28 protein-coding genes are annotated in these 21,765 nt (G+C 66.1%); 6 read left to right on the top strand and 22 right to left on the bottom strand.

The window, feature by feature from the left end:
- Positions 1-85: 85 nt before the first annotated feature.
- The 4 genes from ATE67_RS04325 to ATE67_RS04310 all read right to left on the bottom strand — a co-directional run bounded on the left by ATE67_RS04325 (position 86) and on the right by ATE67_RS04310 (position 3,690).
- Positions 86-493: a DUF3617 domain-containing protein gene (locus ATE67_RS04325; RefSeq protein ID WP_058815409.1), complete on the bottom strand. Its 408-nt coding sequence runs from the start codon at positions 491-493 to the stop codon at positions 86-88.
- A gap of 137 nt (positions 494-630) precedes the next feature.
- On the bottom strand, positions 631-1,551 hold the full coding sequence (gene hslO, locus ATE67_RS04320) for an Hsp33 family molecular chaperone HslO (RefSeq protein ID WP_058815408.1): 921 nt from the start codon (positions 1,549-1,551) through the stop codon (positions 631-633).
- Positions 1,548-2,474, bottom strand: a complete 927-nt coding sequence (argF, locus tag ATE67_RS04315) for an ornithine carbamoyltransferase (protein WP_058815835.1) — start codon at positions 2,472-2,474, stop codon at positions 1,548-1,550. The genes hslO and argF overlap by 4 nt, the downstream gene beginning before the upstream one ends.
- Positions 2,475-2,502: 28 nt before the next feature.
- Positions 2,503-3,690: an aspartate aminotransferase family protein gene (locus ATE67_RS04310; protein WP_058815407.1), complete on the bottom strand. Its 1,188-nt coding sequence runs from the start codon at positions 3,688-3,690 to the stop codon at positions 2,503-2,505.
- A 147-nt stretch (positions 3,691-3,837) separates the two neighbouring features.
- Between ATE67_RS04310 and ATE67_RS04305 the strand changes: the two genes are divergently transcribed.
- A complete protein-coding gene (locus ATE67_RS04305) occupies positions 3,838-4,275 on the top strand; it encodes a hypothetical protein (RefSeq protein ID WP_058815406.1) in 438 nt (145 codons plus the stop codon).
- On the top strand, positions 4,272-5,195 hold the full coding sequence (locus ATE67_RS04300) for a cation diffusion facilitator family transporter (RefSeq protein ID WP_058815405.1): 924 nt from the start codon (positions 4,272-4,274) through the stop codon (positions 5,193-5,195). Before ATE67_RS04305 ends, ATE67_RS04300 begins: the two co-directional genes overlap by 4 nt.
- Here the strand turns inward: ATE67_RS04300 and ATE67_RS04295 are convergent.
- A complete protein-coding gene (locus ATE67_RS04295) occupies positions 5,192-6,178 on the bottom strand; it encodes an LLM class flavin-dependent oxidoreductase (protein WP_058815404.1) in 987 nt (328 codons plus the stop codon). The genes ATE67_RS04300 and ATE67_RS04295 overlap by 4 nt on opposite strands.
- 61 nt (positions 6,179-6,239) lie before the next feature.
- On the bottom strand, positions 6,240-6,692 hold the full coding sequence (locus ATE67_RS04290) for an Lrp/AsnC family transcriptional regulator (RefSeq protein WP_058815403.1): 453 nt from the start codon (positions 6,690-6,692) through the stop codon (positions 6,240-6,242).
- Positions 6,693-6,766: 74 nt separating this feature from the next.
- On the opposite strand from ATE67_RS04290, the gene ATE67_RS04285 reads away from it, so the two are divergent.
- Together ATE67_RS04285 and ATE67_RS04280 are read left to right on the top strand one after the other, a co-directional pair.
- Positions 6,767-7,357, top strand: coding sequence for a LysE family translocator (locus ATE67_RS04285; RefSeq protein WP_058815402.1), 591 nt, complete (start codon positions 6,767-6,769; stop codon positions 7,355-7,357).
- Between the two features lie 63 nt (positions 7,358-7,420).
- Complete coding sequence (locus ATE67_RS04280; RefSeq protein ID WP_058815401.1) at positions 7,421-8,437, top strand: aldo/keto reductase; 1,017 nt, start codon at positions 7,421-7,423, stop codon at positions 8,435-8,437.
- A 44-nt stretch (positions 8,438-8,481) separates the two neighbouring features.
- Here ATE67_RS04280 and ATE67_RS04275 read toward each other — a convergent pair whose 3' ends face one another.
- Positions 8,482-9,351 carry a dienelactone hydrolase family protein gene (locus tag ATE67_RS04275; RefSeq protein WP_058815400.1) on the bottom strand — a complete coding sequence of 290 codons (870 nt, stop codon included), beginning with the start codon at positions 9,349-9,351 and terminating at the stop codon, positions 8,482-8,484.
- A 177-nt stretch (positions 9,352-9,528) separates the two neighbouring features.
- The gene (locus ATE67_RS04270) at positions 9,529-10,200 is read right to left on the bottom strand and encodes an HAD family hydrolase (protein ID WP_058815399.1); all 672 of its coding nucleotides are present in this window, start codon (positions 10,198-10,200) and stop codon (positions 9,529-9,531) included.
- Positions 10,201-10,259: 59 nt separating this feature from the next.
- On the opposite strand from ATE67_RS04270, the gene ATE67_RS04265 reads away from it, so the two are divergent.
- Entirely contained in the window at positions 10,260-10,448 is a 189-nt protein-coding gene (locus tag ATE67_RS04265; protein ID WP_058815398.1) for a hypothetical protein, read from the top strand.
- Positions 10,449-10,458: 10 nt separating this feature from the next.
- Here the strand turns inward: ATE67_RS04265 and ATE67_RS04260 are convergent, their stop codons facing one another.
- The 8 genes from ATE67_RS04260 to ATE67_RS21310 are packed head-to-tail and all read right to left on the bottom strand — an operon-like array spanning position 10,459 to position 15,758.
- A complete protein-coding gene (locus ATE67_RS04260) occupies positions 10,459-10,872 on the bottom strand; it encodes a GFA family protein (RefSeq protein ID WP_058815397.1) in 414 nt (137 codons plus the stop codon).
- Positions 10,869-12,692 (bottom strand): glutamine--fructose-6-phosphate transaminase (isomerizing), encoded by a 1,824-nt coding sequence (gene glmS / locus ATE67_RS04255; RefSeq protein ID WP_058815396.1) that lies wholly within the window; start codon positions 12,690-12,692, stop codon positions 10,869-10,871. The genes ATE67_RS04260 and glmS overlap by 4 nt, the downstream gene beginning before the upstream one ends.
- A 17-nt stretch (positions 12,693-12,709) precedes the next feature.
- Positions 12,710-13,078 carry a PIN domain-containing protein gene (locus tag ATE67_RS04250; protein ID WP_058815395.1) on the bottom strand — a complete coding sequence of 123 codons (369 nt, stop codon included), beginning with the start codon at positions 13,076-13,078 and terminating at the stop codon, positions 12,710-12,712.
- The gene (locus ATE67_RS04245; protein WP_058815394.1) at positions 13,075-13,299 is read right to left on the bottom strand and encodes a CopG family transcriptional regulator; all 225 of its coding nucleotides are present in this window, start codon (positions 13,297-13,299) and stop codon (positions 13,075-13,077) included. Before ATE67_RS04245 ends, ATE67_RS04250 begins: the two co-directional genes overlap by 4 nt.
- Positions 13,300-13,329: 30 nt before the next feature.
- Positions 13,330-13,644 carry a hypothetical protein gene (locus ATE67_RS04240; protein WP_058815834.1) on the bottom strand — a complete coding sequence of 105 codons (315 nt, stop codon included), beginning with the start codon at positions 13,642-13,644 and terminating at the stop codon, positions 13,330-13,332.
- A complete protein-coding gene (locus ATE67_RS04235; protein ID WP_058815393.1) occupies positions 13,641-14,192 on the bottom strand; it encodes a GNAT family N-acetyltransferase in 552 nt (183 codons plus the stop codon). Before ATE67_RS04235 ends, ATE67_RS04240 begins: the two co-directional genes overlap by 4 nt.
- 4 nt (positions 14,193-14,196) lie before the next feature.
- The gene (gene glmU, locus ATE67_RS04230) at positions 14,197-15,549 is read right to left on the bottom strand and encodes a bifunctional UDP-N-acetylglucosamine diphosphorylase/glucosamine-1-phosphate N-acetyltransferase GlmU (protein ID WP_058815833.1); all 1,353 of its coding nucleotides are present in this window, start codon (positions 15,547-15,549) and stop codon (positions 14,197-14,199) included.
- Positions 15,550-15,569: 20 nt separating this feature from the next.
- Complete coding sequence (locus ATE67_RS21310) at positions 15,570-15,758, bottom strand: hypothetical protein (protein WP_156416908.1); 189 nt, start codon at positions 15,756-15,758, stop codon at positions 15,570-15,572.
- Between ATE67_RS21310 and ATE67_RS04225 the strand changes: the two genes are divergently transcribed.
- Positions 15,757-16,416, top strand: a complete 660-nt coding sequence (locus ATE67_RS04225; protein WP_156416907.1) for an HAD family hydrolase — start codon at positions 15,757-15,759, stop codon at positions 16,414-16,416. The two genes, ATE67_RS21310 and ATE67_RS04225, sit on opposite strands and share 2 nt — an antisense overlap.
- On the opposite strand, the gene ATE67_RS04220 is transcribed toward ATE67_RS04225, so the two are convergent.
- The 6 genes from ATE67_RS04220 to maiA form a co-directional block, all read right to left on the bottom strand.
- A complete protein-coding gene (locus tag ATE67_RS04220; RefSeq protein WP_058815832.1) occupies positions 16,413-17,426 on the bottom strand; it encodes a nucleotidyltransferase domain-containing protein in 1,014 nt (337 codons plus the stop codon). The genes ATE67_RS04225 and ATE67_RS04220 overlap by 4 nt on opposite strands.
- The gene (locus tag ATE67_RS04215) at positions 17,423-18,289 is read right to left on the bottom strand and encodes an HprK-related kinase A (RefSeq protein WP_058815391.1); all 867 of its coding nucleotides are present in this window, start codon (positions 18,287-18,289) and stop codon (positions 17,423-17,425) included. Before ATE67_RS04215 ends, ATE67_RS04220 begins: the two co-directional genes overlap by 4 nt.
- Complete coding sequence (locus ATE67_RS04210) at positions 18,286-18,567, bottom strand: HPr-rel-A system PqqD family peptide chaperone (RefSeq protein WP_058815390.1); 282 nt, start codon at positions 18,565-18,567, stop codon at positions 18,286-18,288. Before ATE67_RS04210 ends, ATE67_RS04215 begins: the two co-directional genes overlap by 4 nt.
- Positions 18,560-19,006, bottom strand: a complete 447-nt coding sequence (locus ATE67_RS04205; protein WP_058815831.1) for a MarR family winged helix-turn-helix transcriptional regulator — start codon at positions 19,004-19,006, stop codon at positions 18,560-18,562. The genes ATE67_RS04210 and ATE67_RS04205 overlap by 8 nt, the downstream gene beginning before the upstream one ends.
- Before the next feature lie 68 nt (positions 19,007-19,074).
- A complete protein-coding gene (locus tag ATE67_RS04200; protein ID WP_058815389.1) occupies positions 19,075-21,129 on the bottom strand; it encodes a TonB-dependent receptor in 2,055 nt (684 codons plus the stop codon).
- Positions 21,126-21,758: a maleylacetoacetate isomerase gene (gene maiA / locus ATE67_RS04195; RefSeq protein WP_058815388.1), complete on the bottom strand. Its 633-nt coding sequence runs from the start codon at positions 21,756-21,758 to the stop codon at positions 21,126-21,128. The genes ATE67_RS04200 and maiA overlap by 4 nt, the downstream gene beginning before the upstream one ends.
- Between the last annotated feature and the right edge of the window lie 7 nt (positions 21,759-21,765).

Here is a 21,765-nt window from a genome sequence, read left to right as displayed (position 1 = left end):
CCCAGTTCGGCATAAAGCCGTTAGGGAGAAGGACACACATCGGTGCGTCGTGACTCCCGTCTAGCGAAGAATGGTTAACAACCGGTTAGGAGCAGGCGCCCATGCGACGGGCCTCGATCGCCTGCGAGAAAGGCCGGCCCTCGGCAATGCCCTGCGTATCGATCTGGACCAGCCGGTTGGTTTCGCTGCGGATCGTCGTGCGGCCGTGGCCCGCGCCCGGACAGGTGTAGTGCACGGTTACCGAACTCGGCGTGTCTTCGATGATATAACGCGAGCAACTCGCCCGCGGATGCTCGATCTGGATCATCCGCCGCGCATCGCCCAGACACATGGTCTGGAGCACGCCGTCCTTGCCGCGCTCGCGCAGCTGCCAGCTGCCCTTTTCAAGCCGGTCGAGCATGGCCAGCGTCGGCGCCTGCGCCGGCACCGCGCTTGCGGCGGCGCAGCCGAACGCAATCAACGACAGTCGAGTTACGGGAGAGAAGATCGCCATTCCACCTATCCATCGGCCGCCCGCAAGCGAGCAAATTTGCGACCCTGTTTGACCATAGGTAGCAAGCGCCGAACGCGAATTCAACCGCTTGGCGCTGGAATGGCTCACTTCATCGCCGCAACTGCGGCTTGCAGCGCTCAATCGGCGCGATGGTGCGTGGCAATTTCTTCGAGCGGGATCGGGAAGAACCGCGAGCAAAAGGCGCAATCGACGACGATCTTGCCATCGTCGGCCATATCGGCGCGCTCGGCCTCGGGGAATTGCGCGAGCACGCCCGCGAAATAATCAACGCTGCAACGGCATCCGCGCGAAACAATCGCGCCGGGCTCGACGCGCACCTCGTCCTCATGAAATAGCCGCCAGGCGAGCGTTTCGAGCGAAGTGGCCGGATCGGTCAGCTCTTCATCCTTCAGCGTCGCCGCGATCGTCTTCGCATGCTCCCATTCGGGATGATCGTGACGAACGTGCAGGCGGTCGCGCCCGACCTCGCCCTCGGGCAGATGCTGGAGCAGCAGACCGCCGGCGACGCACCCGGCTTCATGATCGGGCCGCGCGGCGAGGCTGATCAGGCTCGGGATCTGCTCGGACTGCTCGAAATAATGTTCGGCGGCATCGCCGATCGACGAGCCTTCGAGGGGAACGATCCCCTGGTAGCGCTCACCGGTGGTTTCCTGGTCGAAGGTAATCGCCAAGAAACCTTCGCCGAACAACGCGAAGAGCGTCGGATCGGGGCCGACGCCCACGAGGCGCTCGGCATCGAACTTCAGGTAGCCGCGCAGCTCGCCGGCCCGGTAGTCGCAAACGAGCAATTCGACGGGGCCGCCGCCGGTCTGCGCCTGCAGGGTCAGCTGACCGCCTTCGGTCTTGAGCGTCGAGCCGAGCAATACGGTCAGGACCAGCGCCTCTGCCAGCAGCTTCTCAGCCACCGGCGGATAGCTGTGCGCCGCCATGATCGTATTCAGCACCGGGCCAAGCCGCACCAGTCGCCCGCGCACATGGCGCTCGGCGATGGTGAAGACCAAGGGCTGGTCGAACCAGGTTTCGATCGTCTCGCTCATAACTTGCCTAGCGCCCACAACAGGATCGATTTCTGCGCATGCACGCGGTTTTCCGCCTCGTCCCAGACGCGCGACTGCGACCCGTCGATCACGGCGTCGACGACTTCCTCACCGCGGTGCGCCGGCAGGCAATGGAGGAACAGCGCGTCGCTCTTCGCCTGGCCCATCAGCCGCTCGTCGACCTGATAGGGCGCCATCGCCGCGAGCTTGTTGTGCGCATGATCCTGTCCCATCGACACCCAGGTGTCGGTGACCACCAAGTCGGCGCCCGCGACCGCTTCGCGCGCATCGCGGACGATGTCGATCCGCGCGCCTTTCGCGCGCGCGGCGTCGACGAAGCGCGCCTCTGGCTCATAGCCCTGCGGTACGCCCGCGCGAACGTTGAAGCCGAACAGGCCCGCCGCTTCGATGAGCGACGCGAGCACATTGTTGCCGTCGCCGAGCCACGCGAGTTCGAGCCCAGGGAGCGCCTTGCCGCTCTCGACGATCGTCAGCAGGTCGGCGACGATCTGGCACGGATGCGACAGGTCGGTCAGGCCGTTGATGACCGGAACGCTCGCATATTCGGCGAGCTCCTCGATCTTGTCATGATGATCGGTGCGGATCATGATCGCGTCGGCATAGCGCGACAGCACGCGTGCGGTGTCGGCGATCGTTTCGCCGCGACCCAGCTGCGTCGTCCCGGCGTCGAGGATCATCGGCACGCCGCCGAGCTGGCGGATCGCGATGTCGAACGAAGCGCGCGTGCGGGTCGAGTTCTTTTCGAACACCATCGCCAGCACATGGTCGGCGAGCGGCGCGTCGGCGTCGGGCTTCGCTTTCGGCCAACCCACGCGCGCCGCCTTGCGATCGATCGCGTCGGCAAGCATCGCCGCGACCGCATCCCCGCCCGCATCGGACAGGTTGAGGAAGTGCCGCATCAGACCCTCCGCTGCACGGTAACGGAAAGCATCAGGATTCCGGCGGCGTATAGCTCGCCGCGCCTGCCGACAATTTCTCGATGCATTCGTCGATATGCGCCTGCTCGATGTTGAGCGGCGGCAGGATGCGCACGACATTGTCGCCCGCCGCCACCGTCAACAGCCCGTGATTGTCGCGCAGATGCGCGACGAAGGCGCGGCTGTCGCTCTTCATCTTGAGGCCCAGCATCAAGCCCAGACCGCGTGTGCTTTCGAACAAAGCATCGTAGTTCGGAATCAGCTGCTCGAGCGCGCCGCGGAGCCGCTCGCCGGTCGTCTTGACCTGATCGAGGAAGCCATCCTCCAGGATCACGTCGAACACCGCCTGCCCGGCCGCCATCGCGAGCGGATTGCCGCCATAGGTCGAACCGTGCGTGCCGATCACCATCCCGCGCGCGGCCTTTTCGGTCGCAAGGCACGCGCCCATCGGGAAGCCGCCGCCGATACCCTTCGCGCTCGCGAGGATGTCGGGGGCGACGCCGAACTGCTCATAGGCATAGAGGCTGCCGGTGCGCGCGACGCCGCACTGGACCTCGTCGAACACCAGCACCAGATCGCGCTCGTTGCAGATGTCGCGCAGACCCTGCAGGAAGGGCTGCGACGCGGGACGAATGCCGCCCTCGCCCTGCACCGGTTCGACCAGGAAGCCCGCGGTGTTGTCATCGACCAGATCGAGCGCTGCGTTGAGATCGTCGAACGGCGCATAGGCGAAGCCCGGCAGCAGCGGATCGAAACCCTTGCGCAGCTTTTCCTGGTTCGTCGCCGAAATCGTGCCGAGCGTGCGGCCGTGGAAGGCGTTGTTGAAGGTAATCAGCGTGTGCTTCTGCGCATTGCCCGCGCTCGAATGATAGGCGCGCGCGGTCTTGATCGCGCACTCGACCGCCTCGGCGCCCGAGTTGGTGAAGAAGACGGTGTCGGCAAATGTATTGTCGACCAGCCGCTGCGCGAAGGCTTCGCCTTGCGGACTGCCGTAGAGGTTCGACACATGCATCAGCGTCGCGGCCTGTTCGGCGATCGCCTTGGTCAGATGCGGGTGGCCATGGCCGAGCAAATTGACCGCGATGCCGCTCGCGAAGTCGAGATAGCGCTCGCCGCGCTCGCCGATCAGATAAGCGCCTTCGCCTCGCACCGGACGCACGCCGCACCGGGGGTAAACGGGCATCAGCGGCGTGATCGACATGTCAGGCACCTTTCCAGAACGATAAAAGTAAAAAGGCGACCCCGACGGGCCGCCCTTGGTGGGGCCGCTCCTATACCGCCGCTCGCGGAGCCGCGTCAACACAGGGCCTATGGGCGCAACCATAGCCGCCCGGCCGCGTTCGCAGCGATGATGCTTCGCGCCTTCCTTCTGTCTTTGCCGTTGACGCTCGGCGCCTGCGACGCCCTGCCCCGCGACGCGTCGGGCACGACCGAACGCATCGAACGCAGCGGCATGATGCGCGTCGCGGTGCTCCCCGGGACACCCGATGCCGCCCCCGCGCTCACACTGCTTCGCGCTTATGCCGCACACCACCGCGCGCGCGTCGTGCAAATCGCCGTCCATGGCGAACATGCCCCGCACTGGCTGGAGGACGGCCGGCTCGACGCGGTCGTCGGCCATTTCGCCAAGGCGTCACCATGGATGGCCGATATTTCGCTGTCGAAAGCGATCGGCCGCGCCGAGCCAGCGGACGGGAAGCAGCCCGTGCTGCGTATCGCCCGGCGCAATGGCGAAAACGCCTTGATCCTCGCTATCGATCGCGCGGTTGCGGAGCGGGAAGAATGAGCCTTCACGGCGGCATTCCGCGCGCGATCGCGGCCGATGTCCGGCGCGGCGAGCGGCTCGAATATTGGACCCTCGGCTGGATGGCGAGCGTCGTGCTCGTCATGTGGTTGGTCATGGGGGCGAGCCAGGCGATGAAGGCCGCGGTCATCGAAGACGTGCTAAGCCTCGTCCCCGCGGTCGTTTTCCTGCTGTCGACGCATTGGGAGCGCCGGCGGCCGAACCGGCGTTTTCCCTTCGGCTACCGCCGCGCGAACAGCCTCGCATTCCTCGTCGCCGCAACCGCACTGCTCTCGGTCGGCGCCTTTCTGGCCTATGAAAGCATCACGACACTTGTGAAGCAGGAGCATCCGAGCGTCGGCGGCATCACATTGTTCGGCCACACGATCTGGCTCGGCTGGCTGATGCTTGCGGCGCTTGCTTATTCGGTCGTCCCACCCGTCATCTTGGGGCGGCTCAAGCAGCCGGTGGCGGAGAAGATAAAGGACAAGGTGCTTCATACCGACGCCTTGATGCAGAAAGCCGACTGGCAGACCGGGATCGCGGGCATGGCGGGCATCATCGGTATCGGGCTCGGTTGGTGGTGGGCGGACGCCACGGCCGCGCTGTTCATCTCGCTTTCGATCATCAAGGACGCGGTGGGCGCGCTAAAGCAGGCGATCGCCGAACTGCTCGACGGCACGCCGCGCGCGCTCGATTCGAACGAACTGGCCGACGATGCGAAGCAGTTGATCGCCGTGCTTCGCACGCGCTTCGGCAAAGTTGACGTCCGCTTGCGCGAAACCGGCCGCTACATCGCCGCCGAGGTCGATTGCGCGACGCCGACAGACGTTCCGACCGCGGCCGAATTGATGGGCGACGATCTGGCCTGGCGGCTCGCCAGTTTGAGCTTTCGGCCCGATCCGCGCGAGCCTCCAGCCTAGAGCGACTTCGCCGCTTCCATCGCGAGCGCGACCGAATGCTTCCGCGCTTCGTGATCGTACATCGACGACGCAACGACGATCTCGTCGACGCCGGTGCGCGCCTTGAAGGCCTTCAGCCCGGCCGCGACATCGTCGACCGTCCCGACCGCCGAGCATTGCAGCACATGGTCGAGGATCGCGCGCGCGTTAGGCGGCAGGCTGTCCTTATAGCCTTCGACCGGCGGCTTCATCTTGCCCGGATTGCCCGTGCGCAGCGCGACGAACGCCTGCTGCTGTGACGAGGCCAGCAGTTCGGCCTCCTCGCGCGTATCGGCGGCGAAGACGTTGAAAGCGGCGGCAGTATAGGGCTCGGACAATTGTGCCGACGGCTTGAACTGGCGGCGATAGATGTCGAGCGCCTCGTCAAGCGCATCGGGTGCAAAATGGCTTGCAAACGCATAGGGCAATCCGAGCGCCGCCGCGAGCTGCGCGCCGAAGGTACTCGACCCCAATATCCACAGCGGGATATGCGTGCCCGCCCCCGGCACCGCTGTGATTCCAAGCTGTTCGTCGCCGGCCAGAAACGCCTGCAGCTCGAGCACGTCCTGCGGAAACTGGCGCTCGTCGCTGGCGAGCGTCCGGCGCAGCGCACGGGCCACCCGCTGATCCGATCCCGGCGCGCGGCCCAGGCCCAGGTCGATGCGGCCGGGAAACAGCGCTTCGAGCGTTCCGAACTGCTCGGCGATCACCATCGGCGCATGATTGGGCAGCATGATCCCCGCCGAGCCGATGCGAATATGATCGGTCGCGTGGCCCAGATGCGCGAGCACGACCGCGGTCGCGGCGCTCGCGATCCCCGTCATGCCATGATGCTCGGCCACCCAATAGCGCGAATAGCCGAGCGCCTCGGCGTGCCGGGCGAGATCGGCGGCGTTGGCGAGCGACTGGGTCACCGTGCCGGTGTCGGTCACGGGCACGAGGTCGAGGAAGGAGAGTTTCGTCATGAAACCGATATGCGGTCGGTACGAGCGGGGTTCAAGAAGCCATCGTCGGGGCCACGGGCTATCACGCCCGCTCGTCCTTCGGTGATTCCATCAGCACATAGGTCGTGATCGCATGCACCTGCGGCAGCACGCCCAGCACTTCGGTGTGGAAATGCTTGTACGACGCGAGATCGGCGGTCTCGACGCGAAGCAGATATTCGATCGCGCCGGTCAGGTTGTGGCATTCGCGCACCTCGGGCGCATCGGCCATCGCGGCTTCGAAATCGGCCTGCGACTTCTTTGTATGCGACGACAGGCCGACGGTCACATAGGCGAGGAAGGTCAGCCCCAGTTTCGCGGGATCGATCACCGCGCGGTAGCCCTTGATCACGCCGCTGCGTTCGAGTTCCTGCACGCGGCGCAGGCAGGCCGACGGCGACAGTCCCACCCGCTCGGCGAGTTCGAGGTTGGAGATTCGCCCATCACGCGACAATTCCTGCAATATCTTGCGGCCAATGGCATCGATCTTGATCATGGATTGCACAATCTATCCGATGACTACGTATCTTTGCAACCTGTCGCGCTTGGTAACTCATTATATTGCGCGCCATGAACCAGACCACGCTTGCCGCGCTCTCCGCCTTCGCGCTCGTCTCGTCGATCACGCCGGGACCGAACAATATGATGCTCATGGCCTCGGGCGCCAACTTCGGCTTGCGCCGCACGGTGCCGCACGCGCTCGGCGTCGGTTTCGGCTTCACGCTGATGATCGTCCTCGTCGGCGTCGGGCTGATGGGGCTGTTCGACATGTTTCCCGTCCTCAACATCGTGCTCAAGGTGATGAGCGTCGTCTATCTGCTCTGGCTCGCGTGGAAGATCGCCAACGCGGGCGCGCCCGACACCGACGGCGGCGCCCGCGCGAAGCCGATGAGCTTCCTGCAGGCGGTGCTGTTCCAGTGGGTCAATCCCAAGGCCTGGTCGATGGCATTGTCGGCGATCGCGCTTTACGCGCCCGATCGCAATTTTGCCGCCGTGCTGCTCGTGGCGGTGGTCTTCGGCATCATCAACCTCCCCTCGACCAGCCTGTGGGCGGTGATGGGCGTGTCGCTGCGCGGCTGGCTGTCGAGCCCCGCCCGCCTGCGCGCCTTCAACTGGACGATGGCCGCCTTGCTCGTCGGATCGCTCGCGCTCCTTATCTGACCCGATTGCAAGGTTGCGATCCGCAACCTAAAGACGGCGCTCCCCTCATTGGAGAAGAGAGCCATGCAAAGCCGCCGCCTTGGAAAAAGCGCCATCCACGTCTCCGACATCTGCATGGGGACGATGACCTTCGGCAGCCAGACCGATGAGGCCGAAGCATTCCGCATCCTCGACCGCTGCTTCGACGAGGGCATCAATTTCTACGACACCGCCGAGGGCTATCCGGTGCCGCCCGACATCAAATGGGTCGGCCGGACCGAAGAGATCGTCGGTCGCTGGCTGAAGACCAAGAACCGCGACGCGATCATCCTCGCCACCAAAGTATCGGGGCCGAGCCATGTCTGGTTCAAGTCGCCATGCCGCGGCGGCATGACCGCGCTCGACCGCAAGAATATCTTCCAGGCCATCGACGACAGCCTGACGCGGCTCCAGACCGACTATGTCGACCTCTACCAGACGCACTGGCCCGACCATGATGCGCCTTATGATGAGATGATGGACGCGCTCGACGAACTCGTCCGCGTGGGCAAGGTGCGCATCCTCGGCTGTTCGAACGAGACGAGTTGGGGACTGATGAAGTCGATCGCCGCATCCGAACGCCTCGGCGTGGCGCGCTACCATACGATCCAGAACAACTTCAGCCTGAACAATCGCCGCTTCGAGGACGAGCTGGCGCAGGTCTGCCGGCAGGAAGGCGTCAGCTTGATCCCCTACTCCCCCCTCGCCGGCGGCGTGCTGTCGGGCAAATATCAGGATGGCGCCCGGCCCGAGGGTGCGCGCTTCTCGCGCTATCTCGGCATGGAGGGTCGGCAGGCTGCGATGGGCCGCCGCTTCGTCAACGACCAAAGCCTCGCCGCGACCGCGCGCTATCTGAAGATCGCCGAGGAGCATGGCCTGCACCCGGTGACGATGGCGACCGCCTGGTCGAAGCAGCACGATTTCGTTGCCTCGACGATCGTCGGCGTCAGCGCCTATGATCAGGTCGACCCGATCCTCGCCGCGAAGGAATTGGTGCTGAGCGACGACCTGATGAAGGCGCTGCACAAGGTCGGCAAGGACATCCTCTACCCAATGGGCTGACCGAGGGGATCGCCCGCAGTTCCAATTAAGGCCGCGGCGGCTGCCTAGAGGCTGGCCTTGAACAGCTCCAGCATTCGGCTCCACGCCTTTTCGGCCGCCGCCTCGTTGTAGGCGCGGCCGTCGGGCGGGCACCAGCCGTGCATCGCGCCTTCATAGACCTCGACCTCGTGCCATTGCTTGCGGGGGTTGAGGACGGCGTTCAGCCGGTTCTTCTCTTCGGGATCCTGTTTGTCGTCATTGTCGGCGATCGCGAACAGATAGCCCGCCTTGGTCCCGGGGATCAGCAGGTGCGGGCTGTCGGGCTTGTCGGTGCCGACCCCGCCGCCATGGAAACTCGCCGCCGCCCCGACGCGGTCGGGCTTCAGCGCCGCTGTATAGATCGTCATCGGCCCGCCCATGCAATAGCCGGTGGTGCCGAGCTTGCGCCGCGTATCGACCTCTTTCTGCGCGTCGAGGAAGGCAAGGTGCGCGGTCGCATCGGTCGTCACCAGCGGCTTGGTCAGCTGCTTCAGATAGCCGAACAGTTTCTCGCGGATCGGGGGATCGTTGAAGTCGTTGGCGGCATCGACGACGGGCGACTTCTGCCAGCGATAAAAGGGATTCACGGTCAGCACCGCATAGCCTTCGCCCGCCAGCCGGTCGGCCATCTGGCGGAAGGCGGGACGCAGGCCGCGGATGTCGGGCCACACGAGCACGCCCGGATGCTTGCCGCTCGCGGGCGCGACGAAATAGGCGTCGGCGACGCCCTCCGCGGTGCGGATTTCCACATCGCGGCCCTTCACCGGCCCGGCGGCGCCGGCCGATACGGGCAGCATCGACGCCAGCGCGCCCGCGCCAACCAGGGTGCCAAAGCTCCGCCGGTTTACGGGGATGCCCGCGCGGTCGAGATCGGCTTCGGTGATGTCATTGCACATGGCTCTCTCCTCGATCGTCTGATTTCGAAATGCGCAGAAAACTGCGTAACTTCACTCGCAATTCGCATCGCGCGGTGGGTTCCCCGGCGAAATTCAAGCATCAGGCTAACCGAGCAGCCAAATGTAGGACAGCGCTTTTTGCACCCGATCCTCCCCGTGGCGAAGCCATGGGGAGGATCAGCTGGTCGCAAGCGTCAGGGCAGCAACTTCGTCGTAGCTGTGCGCCACATGATGCACGCCGATGCTGTGCAACATTTCGCCATGCGCAGCGCGGTCGACGATATGCCCCGCCCCGCAGAATCCGACGACCGTCATCCCTGCGGCAAGCGCAGCCTGCGCGCCGGTTGGGGAATCCTCGATGGCGAGGCACACTGCCGGATCGACGCCAAGCCCCTTCGCGGAGGCGAGATAAATGTCGGGATGCGGCTTGCCGCGATCCCAGCCGTCGGCGCTGTAGATATGATCACCGAAATGATCGCGCAGGCCGAACAGCCCCAGCGCCCAGTCGATATATTCGGCGCGGCTCGACGATGCGATGGCGCGCGGTGTCGGTCCCAGCGCGTCCAGGAAAGCGGCCGCGCCGGGCACGGCGTCGAACCCCTCCATGAAGCGCACGCGGGCACGGGTGCGATGCGTCTCACGGAAATCGGCGGGCAGCGCGCGCCCGAACCGCGCCTCGATCCGCCGCTGCGTTTCCTGCCAGTTGTGGCCGTAATAGTCGCGCAGGCACTCGTCATAGGTCGTCAGCATCCCGACCGCGGTCAGGCTCTCGGCGAGCGACATGTTCGCGCGCACCTCGCTGTCGGCGATGACGCCGTCGAAATCGAAGATGATGGCGGCGGGGTTCATAGGAAACCAACAATCTTCATATTTGGCGCCTAGAGGCGGTTGGGTCAGGAGACAGCAAGATGAAATTCATTACCCTAAACTCGCGCGGCGGCAATTACCTGGTCGTCGCCGAGAATGTCGCCTGGCTTCGCGACTATGAAAATGGCCAGACGCAGGTCGGCATGGTCGGCGGCGCGCCGCTGCTGGTCGCAGGCAAGATCGAGGACGTCGCCGCGTCGATTCTGGCGCAGGCCAACGCGGCCGCTTAAGCCGCGCCGGTCAGGGCATGACCCCGGCATCGCGCGCATAGCCCCAGGCCCCCTCGCCCGACCAGCGACGGCCGTCGGGGAAGCTCAGCCTCATCCCGCTGAGCCGCTCCGGCGCGAACAGGCGCATGTTGACCCCCATCAGATCGACCGCGCCGCCCATCCGCTCGATCAGGCCTTGGGTGGCCGACCAGTGCGTCGAGCAACCGCAGATGACGCAGAAATGCAGGTCCGAATTGGGGTTCGGCCGGTCGGCGCGGTTATAGGTCCGCGTCTCGCCCTCGATCACCACATCGCGCGGCGAATAATAGGCCCACAGGATGCCGTGCGAAAAGCAGAGCGAGCAATTGCACTCGGCGAGTTCCTCGGGCGCCTTGGCGAGCCGTACCGTGACGGAGCCGCAGTGGCAGTTTGTTTCCCAGCTCACTCCACCGTCACCGACTTCGCCAGATTCCGCGGCTGGTCCACGTCGGTGCCCTTCGCCACCGCCACATGGTATGCCAAGAGCTGCACCGGCACCGCGTAGACCAGCGGCGCAATCAACGGATGCACCTTGGGCATCTCGATCGTCGCCATGCAGCCGTCACCCGCCTCGGCAATGCCGTCGGCGTCCGAAATCAGCACGACCTTGCCGCCGCGCGCCATGACTTCCTGCATGTTGCTGACGGTCTTTTCGAACAGCGGGCCGCTGGGCGCGAGGACGATCACCGGGACCGCCTCGTCGATCAGCGCGATGGGCCCATGCTTCATCTCGCCCGACGCATAGCCTTCGGCATGGATGTAGGAAATTTCCTTGAGCTTCAGCGCGCCCTCGAGCGCGAGCGGATAGTCGGGGCCGCGGCCGAGATAGAGCACGTCGCGCGCCGGGGCGACGAGGTGCGCCATCTTGGCGATCTCTTCGTCGTGCGCGAGCGCGGCGTTGAGCGCGGCGGGGGCTTCGATCAGGTGTTTCACGATCTCATGCTCTTCGGCCGCGGTCAGCTTGCCCTTTCTGAGCGCGAGGTGCGCCGCGAGCGCGGCGAGCACCGCGAGCTGGCAGGTGAACGCCTTGGTCGAAGCGACGCCGATTTCGGGGCCTGCGTGCGTCGGGAGCAGCAGGTCGGCCTCGCGCGCCATGCTGCTGGTGGGAACGTTGACGACGACCGCGATCGTCTGCCCGTTCGCCTTGCAATGACGCAGCGCCGCGAGCGTGTCGGCGGTCTCGCCCGACTGCGATATGAAGAGCGCGAGCCCGCCGGGTGCAAGCACCGGGTCGCGGTAGCGGAACTCCGACGCGACATCGATGTCGACGGGGACGCGCGCGAAGGTCTCGAACCAATATTTCGCGACCATGCCCGCGTAGAAGCTGGTGCCGCACGCGACGATCGTGATGCGCTCGATCTTGCTCAGGTCGAAATCCATCTGCGGCAGCGCGACGGTCTGTTCGAGCGGGCGGATATAGGAGGAAAGCGTCTGCGCGACGACGGTCGGCTGCTCGAAAATCTCCTTCTGCATGAAGTGGCGGTAATTGCCCTTCTCGACCGCCGCCGCGGTAACGCCACTGGTCGTGATCTCGCGCTCGACGGGGTTGTTCGCGGCGTCGTAGATCTGTGCGCCGCCCTGGGTGATCACGACCCAGTCGCCCTCGTCGAGATAGGCGATCTTCTGTGTCAGCGGCGCGAGCGCGAGCGCGTCCGAGCCGAGGTAGGTCTCGCCCTCACCGTAACCGACGACCAGCGGCGAGCCGAGCCGCGCGCCGATCAGCAGATCGGGATGCTGGCGGAAGGCGATGGCGAGCGCAAAGGCGCCGCGAAGCTGCGGCAGCACCGCCTGCACGGCTTCCTGCGGCGACTTGCCCGCCTCGACCTGTTCGCTGACGAGATGCGCGACGACCTCGGTGTCGGTCTCGCTCTCGAATGTGCGCCCGCGCGCCTGCAACGCTTCGCGCAGCGGCTTGAAATTCTCGATGATCCCGTTGTGGACGAGCGCAACCTCACCCGTCGCGTGCGGGTGCGCGTTACTCGTCGTCGGCGCGCCGTGCGTCGCCCAGCGCGTGTGAGCGATGCCAACGGTGCCGGGCGCGGGGTTGCCCGCGAGTTCCTTGACGAGATTATTGAGCTTGCCCTCGGCGCGGCGGCGGATCAGCTGCCCGCCCTCGACCGTGCACACGCCCGCCGAATCATAGCCGCGATATTCCATGCGCTTGAGGCCATCGACCAGCCGGTCCGCCACCTGGTCCTTGCCGATGATTCCGATAATTCCGCACATGGGGGCTATGCTTTCTTCTAGAGCGTGTAGGGAATGCGAATACCCGGCATCGACGCCGGAAACACCTTGATATTGCGCGTGACGAGGATGCGTCCGCTGATCTGCGCGGTCGCCAGTACGAAAGCGTCGGCAAGGGTCAAGCCCTTGCGCTCGGCGCGGAGCGCAGCGGCGCGGCGCGCGACAGCGTCGCCGATCTCCTCGACCTGGAAACAGCCGAGGAAGGCCTCGACGGCTTTCAGGCTCTGCGCATCGGCAGCGGACATCACCTCGGTCCAGCTGACGCGGCTGATGCTCTTGCGCCCCGCCCGGCGGATTTCCCCGCGCGCGGCCTCGATACCGTTGAGCGCATCGATGAGGATGTCGCTGTCGAACTGCGCGTCGATCATTCGCGCTTGCCCCTGAGGCGCCGCTGATATTTGAGGCCGTCGCCGATATCCTCGCGGCCCTTCCATATGCCGAAGGCATTATCGATCGCGTCGCCCGAGACATCGGCGCGATAGGATGCGACCGCGCGGCGCACCAGCTCGGCGCGCGAAACGCCTTGCTCGGCCGCAAGCGCGTCGAGCCACTCGACGTCGGAATCGGGAAGGTCGGCGAGAAAGCGCATGAATGTATGATATCATATCATGATATCAGATCAAGTCCTGCCGAAATTCCTGTCGACGAACGTCATCGCAAATTGCACCGGATCGGCGGGGCGGCCGTTGCCCTGCTCGAAGCGCACTTTGCCCTCTTCCCAAATCTTGCGAATCTGGCCGGCAAGGTCGGGGGCGAATTTCATCTGCGTCGCGACGATCTGCGTCCAGCTGCCCGTCAGACCGAGGCTCTGGCGCAGCGTCGGCTCCATCGCGGCGCAATAGGCGCGGGTTGGCTCGTCGAGGTGGCCGATCGCATTCAGCACCCACGCGTCGACATAGCGCAGAAAGGGTGCGGCCTCGTAGCGGTCACTCAACATCTCTCTCCTGTCCGCGCGTTCCATTCGTCGCGCAACAAACCATAGATCAGCGAATCGCGGACGCCGATATGCGTTTCCCATTCATCGCGAAGCCGCCCCTCATATTGGAACCCGAGGCGTTCCAGCAAAGCGATCGATCCGACATTTTCCGGATCGGTGTCGGCAAAGATGCGGCGGAAACCGAGATCGTCGAAACCATAGGCGATCACCCGGCTCACCGCCTCGCGCGCGATGCCGCTGCCCCATTGGTCGCGATGCAGGATATAGCCGATCTCGCCAACCCCCGGCCTGCGATCCATCAGGATCACCCAGCCCAGCGCGACGTCGTCGCCCACCGTGATGGCCCAGCAAAGCCAATCCTGCTCGTCGGCCGCATTGCGCGCCAGATATTCTCTCGTTTCGGCCAGCGACTCGTGCGGACCGCTCGACCACCAGATCATCACCTCCGGGTCCGACAACACCGCGAACAGCGCGATGGCATCGGCCTCGTCGGCGCGCAGCCGGCGCAGCACCAGCCGTGCGGTGTTCAGCGTCGGCGCGTCCATGCGACTATTTCTTCTCCGCCGCTTTCTTCTTGCGCATCGCGTCGTGGAAACGGTCGGCCCAGCCCGGCTTGACCAGTTGTTCGCCGCGCACGAGGCGAAGCTCGCCGTCGGCGACGTCGCGCGTCACCGCGCTGCCCGCGGCGACGATCGCATCGCGGCCGATCTTCACCGGCGCGACGAGCGCGCTGTTCGATCCGATGAAGGCGTTCTCGCCGATCTCGGTCCGATATTTGAAATAGCCGTCGTAATTGCAGGTGATCGTCCCCGCGCCGATGTTCGCCCCTGCGCCGACCGTCGCATCGCCGATGTAGCTCAAATGGTTCGCCTTCGCGCCCTTCCCCAACACCGCCTTCTTGACCTCGACGAAATTGCCGACCTTCGCCTTTTCCTCCAGCACCGCGCCGGGACGCAGCCGCGCATAGGGGCCGACTTCGCATCCGGTCGCGATCGTCGCACCCTCGATATGGCTGAAGCCGCGGATCGTGGCGCCGTCGGCGACCTTCACGCCGGGGCCGAAGAAGACATTCGGTTCGATCGTCACGTCACGGCCGATCTCGGTGTCCCAGGAGAACCAGACCGTTTCGGGTGCGCGCAGCGACGCGCCATCGGCCATCGCCTCCTCGCGCCGGAATTCCTGCCATTGCGCTTCCGCCCGCGCGAGTTCGGCGCGGCTGTTGATGCCCGCGACATCATTGGGATCGGTCTTTACGACCGCGCAACGGCGCCCGTCGGCGTTCGCGATATTGACGATGTCGACGAGGTAAAACTCCTTTGCCGCATTGTCGTCGGTGACCCGCGCGAGCAGCGCGAACAGGTCGCGCGCCTTCGCGGCCATCAGCCCCGAATTGCACAGTTTCACCGCGCGCTCGGCGTCTGTCGCGTCCTTGTGCTCGACCATCTTGGTCACGTAATCGCCATCGGTGATGACGCGGCCATATTGCAGCGGATCGGCGGGCTCGAAGGCGAGCACGACGACCGCCGGCGCGTCGGCGGCACCGAGCCGGTCGATCATCGCCTGCATCGTTGCAGTCGGCACGAACGGCACGTCGCCGTAAAGGATCAGCACATCGCCGTCGAAACCGGCGAGCGCGCTCTCGGCCTGCTGCACGGCATGGCCGGTGCCGAGCTGCGGCTCCTGCACCGCCAGATCGGCGCTGCCCGCGAGCGCCGCCTCGATCTGGTCGGCCTTGTCGCCGACGACGACCACCTTCCTCGCCGGCGCCAGCGCATCGACCGCCGCCATCAGGTGCAGCAGCATCGGTCGCCCGGCGATCGGGTGAAGCACCTTGTGCAGGTCGGACTTCATGCGGGTGCCCTTGCCCGCGGCGAGGATGATGGCGGCGATGGGATTGCTCATGCCCGCGCCATGCCAGCAAATCATTGCGGTTTCCAGCACATCGCGCCATGCGCTTCCACAACCCCGTTCGCGTCGAGCCCTTCGACTGCCTTGACAGGCGCTAAGGATAAACTTCGGCCACTGGCCGAAGTCCAGATGCCGTGAAGGCGGGCTTGATCGATGGGTGTCTCGACTTCCCCCGACCCGAACGGCAGGATATATTTGCGCATGAATTTCCCCTTCCGCATTGTCGGCTTCGACCTCGGCGGCACGCTGATCGATACCGCGGGAGACCTGACCGCGGCGGTGAACCACGCGCTCGCGCGGCTCGATCGCGCGCCGCTGAGCGAAGCCCAGGTGCGGCCGATGATCGGGCTCGGGGCGAGGCATATGCTCGAACAGGGGCTGACCGCGACCGGCGGGATTCCAGACGGCGCGGTCGAGCGGCTCTATCCGGATCTGCTGCAATTCTATGCCGCGCATATCGCGATATACAGCCGCCCCTTCCCCGGCCTCATCGAAACGCTCGACCAGCTGGACGAGTTGGGCGTCCGCACCGCCGTCGCGACGAACAAGGCCGAAGGGCTGGCGCGCCAGTTGCTGACCGAGCTCGGCCTCGCCGACCGCTTCGCGGCGGTCGTCGGCGGCGACACGGTCGGCGCGCGCAAGCCCTCCCCCGAACCGATTCTGGCGATGATCGAGCAAAGCGGTGGTGGCCGCGCCGCCTTTGTCGGCGACAGCATCTACGACGTCATGGCCGCAAGGGCGGCAGGCGTGCCGAGCATCCTGGTCGGCTTCGGCTTCCTCGACCGCCCCGCGGAGGAGTTCGGCGCCGATCATGTGATCGGCCATTATGACGAGCTGGTTCCCCTACTCGAACGCCTCTAACCCTTCCGCCATTTCGTCCACAGATGTTTCGCGAGCATCAGCGGCGGCATGCGCAGCCAGTGCGAGCGGATATAGAAGGCCTGTTGCAGCGCGACGTTCGTCGATCGGCCCCAATCGTCGCGCGCGAGCAGGCGGCGGCGATACCATATGTCGTCCGCATCCTGCCGGCTCCATCCCGACGGCAGCTGCGCGCCATAGAGATCGCGCGCAAGCCGCGCCGCTCGATGCACCGGCGCGCGTAGCCCGTGCAAATCGGCGCGCGCATCGAGCTTGCCCCAGACGTCCGCGTCCGCTGCGGCAAAATCGCGCGTCAGGCAATGGAAGTCCCACAGATTGCGAAGCCCGCCCTGCAGGTCGCCATCGGCGAGCATATGCGCTGCGCAATGGCACATCATGTCTTCGGGATTGAGAACGGCAAAGCCCCCCTCCGCCCTTACCGCATCGCTCATAAGCGCCAGCGCGTCGGGCGTGATCCGGTGCGTCTTGGGCAGGATCGTGTGGTGGACGTCGATCATCCGGTCGCGCGCCTTGTGGATGAGCGGCGGCAGCTCGTGCATATGTTCGCGGTAATAGAAATCGTCATAGGGGTCCGACTTGACCCATTCCCAGCCGGCTTCGAGCAGCTCATTTTCGGCGCGGCGAATGTCATGTGCGAGAACGAGGATGTCGAGATCGCCGATCTGGCGGCCCGCGCTGCACGACAAGCCCGCGGCGGCATAGGCCGCGCCCTTCAACAGAACAAACTCGATCCCTTCGGGCGCGAGCGCGCGGCGCGCCATTTCGGCTTCCCACAGCGCCTGCGCCTGCGCCACCGCAGCGGCTGCGCGCTGATCGGCGAGCAACTTGGCGACCGGCTCGGGCAGGTCGGCATCGGCGAGGTGATGGGCCAGGGTCGCGAGCATCGCCTCGGCGCGCGCTACCCCGATCACGCCGTCCCAATCGCGCGGCGCCAGTGCCGCCGCATCGGCTCGCCCGGCCAGCAGATCGACAAGCGTGCGAAGCGCGCTCACCGTGCCGCCTCCGCCCAAAGCTGCTCGACCAGCGCCATGCCCGTCGCGCTGTCGGGATAGGCGATGCCGAAAGCGGGGGCCTCGCGCACCAGCCGCGTCAGCGCCGCAAAACCAGCCTCGCCGAGCGCTGTATAGTTCGTCGACGCTTCGGTCAGCCGGACGAAGGCTTCGCCCGCGCCCATCGGTTCGATCGCCGCTTCGCCGCCGAAGCGCGGGAAAAGGATCAACGCCGGGCGCGCCGGTTCGTGCATCGCCGCGATCGCGTCGGCGCGCGGGACCAGGTGGCGGATGTTGCCCTTTGGCGTCCCGGCGAGTAGCGGCCCCAGCCGCGCCGCATCGACGCGCGCCGTCATCTCGGCGATCGCCTCGTTCTTCAGGCTGACCGCGCGCGGAAAAGCCAGCGCATCGCCGCTGGCTGGCTCGATCAGCGTGAACTCGTCGCCCATCAGCCGCCAGTCGCCCTCGCCAAGCAGCGCCGCGAGCGTCGATTTGCCCGACCCGGATTCGCCGGACAGGATGACCGCGCGCCAATCGCGCGCGACCGCGCTTGCATGCAGCAGCATGTGCCGCCGCCAGCCGAGCGCAACCTGCAGGTTCATGCCCATCTCGGCCGCGAGCAGCCCCATCGACAGCGGCAGCGGCAGCGCGTCGGGGACGACGAAATCGCCGCCGATATGCACCGACGGGCGCAGCCATCGCCGCCACGGCCGCGCCGCGAACAGGCGCACGGTGGCGTCGGCCGGGCGATCCTCGTCCTTGGGATAGCCGGCATAGAGGCGTTCGAGCGCGGTGATCGGCTCGCGCCAGTCGCTGCCGATGCGAAACTGGACCGGGCCGACAGCGATTCGCGTGCTGTGCCTCACGCCTCCGCCACCAGCCCCATCGCCGCCAGTTCGCGCAGCCGCTCCGCGACGATCTCCGCGGCGTCACCCTGCGCGTCGAGGTCGAACGCCGCCGCCAGCCGACGGGCCAGCGTCGCGGCGCTGCTGGGCCCTTCGCCCATCGCCGCCAATATCTCGGGCATCGGCGCAACGACCAGATGCGTCTGCATCGACCGGCGGTCGAAGATCGCGGTCAGTTCGCCCAGCGCCTCGATGCGCAGCGCGTCGGGGGGCGCGGCGCGGTAGGCCGGGTCAGCCATAATCTTCGGCGGCGGCGGTCAGCTTGGCGAGAATGGTGAGCAGCGTCGAGCGTTCCTCGGGGGTGATATTGGCCTCCAGCCGCGCTTCGCTCGCAAGCGCGGTCGGCGCGATCGCATCATATAGCGAGCGCCCGGTCTCGGTCAGCTCCAGATGATGCGAGCGTCCGTCCGCCGCGTGCGCGAGGCGCGCGATCAGCTGGCGATCGGCGAGCGCCTTTGCCGCGCGGTTGACCGTCACCTTGTCCATGCGCGTCGCCGCGACGAGCTCGCGCTGGGTCAGCGGCTTGCCCTCGCCGAGCACCGCCATCAGCCGCCATTCGGGAATTTTCAGGCCGAAGCGGCTCTGATATTCGGTGGCGATCCGCTCGGACAACGCGTTCGATGCGATCGACAGGCGATAAGGCAGGAAATTGTCGAGATTCAATTTCTTCGTAGCCATGCCTTCGACACCCCCTGACGCCATCCCCGGCCGCACGCACCCTATCGCCTAATCCGCGGCTGTGAAGGTCAGAATGTGACGCGCGCGCCCAGCCAGAGCGTGCGCGGGGTCGCGCGCTCGACGATTCCCGCTGACGAGATGGCCGCGGGGACCAGCGCGTTCGTGATATTCTCCCCGCGCGCCTCGATGCTGACGGCATCGGCGAGCCGCCATGTCAGTCCGGCGTCGAGCGTCAGCGCATCGTCCAGCTGCAACAGCCCGAGATCATCCTCATTCTGTTTGCCGATATAGCGCAGCGTCGCGAAACCGCCGAGCGGCCCGCCACCGTCGCTGCGCAGCGAAAGGCTGCCGGCCTGCTTGGCGATCTGCGCGGGGCGGCGGCCGTCAAGCGTCGCCGCGATTCCCGACGCGTCGACCTTGGCGTCGGTGAAGGCATAAGTCGCGCGGAGCGTCGCCGGGCCGATCCGCTGCTCGGCGCTGACTTCGACGCCCTTGCTGTCGATCTCGTCCAGATTCTGACGCTGGTTGAGATTGGAGGCCAGCGTCACATTGGCGATCGCATTCGCCAAATGGTTTGCGAACAGCGTGACCGACAGTTTCGTATCGCTGCGCTCCCAGTCGGCCCCGACCTCGCCGCCCCACAGCCGTTCGGGCTCCAACGCCTCGTTGGCAGTGGTCACCTCCGCCCCGACGCGGAAAGGTCGATAAAGTTCGTTGAGCGTCGGCAGGCGCCAACCGCGATAGCCGGCGGCGCGCAGTGCGACGTCATCCACGGTCCAGCGCACGCCCGCCCGCCCGCTGCCTTCCCACCCTTGCCGCGCTGCGAAACGCAGGTTGGTGATGGTCGATCCGCCGATATTGCGCTCGAGCCGGTATCCTTCGCCGAGCGACCAGCGGTCGATCCGTCCGCTCAGCGTCCAGAGCAGCCCGTCGCTGGCGTCGCCCGACGTCCATTCGGCGAAGGCGCCCACGGTGTCGCTGCTACCGCCCGCGCTGCGATGGCGCCCCGGCACGAGGCCGGTGAAAAAGAAATCCTCCTCGGTGCGGCCGACCGTCCGCCGCCAGTCGGCGCCGACGCGGAGCGGGTTTTCGCCCTCGATTCCGGGGCGCACCTCGACGCGAGCGCCGAGCCCCGTCGCCGGAACGCGCTGGAAGAGCGCCGGCACGACGCTGTCGCGCCCCGCCGCGACGCTGGCGAAGCCGGTATCGAAATCGCGGAGCTGGACATAGGCCAGCGCGAGCCAGCGCGTCTCGCCGTAGGGATCGTGAACGAAGCGGATGCTGGCGTCAGCCCCGTCGACCTTGCTTTGCGTGAAGTTGGTTCCCCGATCGCGCCGGTCGGAAAAACCGCGCAGGCTGGCCTCGACCCGGCTGTCGTCGCCTGCGTCGAAGCGGAGGCGCAAGCCGAGCCCACCCTGTTCATAGGGCGCGGCGCGGTCGACGCTGCCGCGCTGGCCTTTGGCGATCGGAATGAAGCCGTCGCCGCGGCTGTAGCGGCCGTCGACGGCGACCTGCCCGCTCCCGACCTGACCGCCCGCCGAGCCCGTCACATCCCAGCTGCCGCGGCTGCCATAGGCCGCGCTGGCGTCGATGCCGTCGGTCATCGTCGAATAGAGCCCAATGGTGCCGCCGAGTGCGCCGGGGCCGTCGGCTCCGTTCCCGCCGCCGCGCGTCACGATGATGCCGCCCAGGTTGATCGCGTCATAGGCCGACCAGGCGACCCATCCGCCGAACGGATCGGCCTGCGGTATCCCGTCGAGCGTCACCAGCGCGCGGCTCGACGCATTGCCGCCGAGCCCGCGCAGTGTGATGCCTTGGCTGGTCGGATGCGCGCTGCGACCATCGGAGCGGCGGAATTGAACCAAACCGGCTTCGTCGCGCAGGATATTCTCGACTCGATTGCCCAGCCCCGGCCTGATGTCGGTTATCAAGGTCCGGCCCTGCGTCTTGTCGGCATCGACGATTGGCAGCTGACCGCTACCATTCACAATTATTACGTCCTTGGGCCGCGTTGTGGGAATACAGCAATACCCATCATCGTCTTCGGCCGGACCAACAGGTTCCTGCGCTATCCCCGCCGCCGGCACCGCCAGCAGCGCGGCCCCCGCGAGCAGCCGGATCACGCGGGCTTCACCCCATCGGGATGCGCCCTTTGGAACGCGTCCAGTTCCATGCACGCCGCGTCGATCGCGGCCAGCCGCGGATAGCTGTCTAACGGCACCTCGAAGCGGCGCGCATTGTACATCTGCGGCACCAGGCAGCAGTCGGCGATCCCCGGTGCATCGCCGCCGAGATATCTGCCTTCACCCGCCATCGCCTCGAGCGCATCGAAGCCCTGCAGGATCCATTCGTGGATCCAGCGATCCTTTGTCTGCTCGTTCAGCCCCAGATCCTTGGTGAGATATTTGAGCACGCGCAGATTGTTGAGCGGATGGATGTCGCTCGCCACCACCTGCGCCTGCGCCAGCGCGACCGCGCGCGGCATCGGATCGTCGGGGATCAGCCGCGGTTCGGGATAGGCGCGATCGAGCCAGTCGATGATCGCCAGGCTCTGGATAATCGGCTCGCCATCGACGACGAGCATCGGGACAAAGCCCTGTGCATTCTGCTCCAGATAGGCGTCGCTGCGCTGGTCGCCCGCGATCAGGCTGACCTCGACGCGCTCATAGGCGAGCCCCTTCAGGTTCAGCGCGGCCCGAACGCGGAAGCTGGCCGAGGAGCGGAAATAATCATGGAGGACGAGGCTTGTCATGCGCGTC

The sequence above is a fragment of the Sphingopyxis sp. H050 genome (genome assembly GCF_001468265.1).
Classification (GTDB): domain Bacteria; phylum Pseudomonadota; class Alphaproteobacteria; order Sphingomonadales; family Sphingomonadaceae; genus Sphingopyxis.
This window is presented reverse-complemented; position numbering and strand designations above follow the sequence as displayed.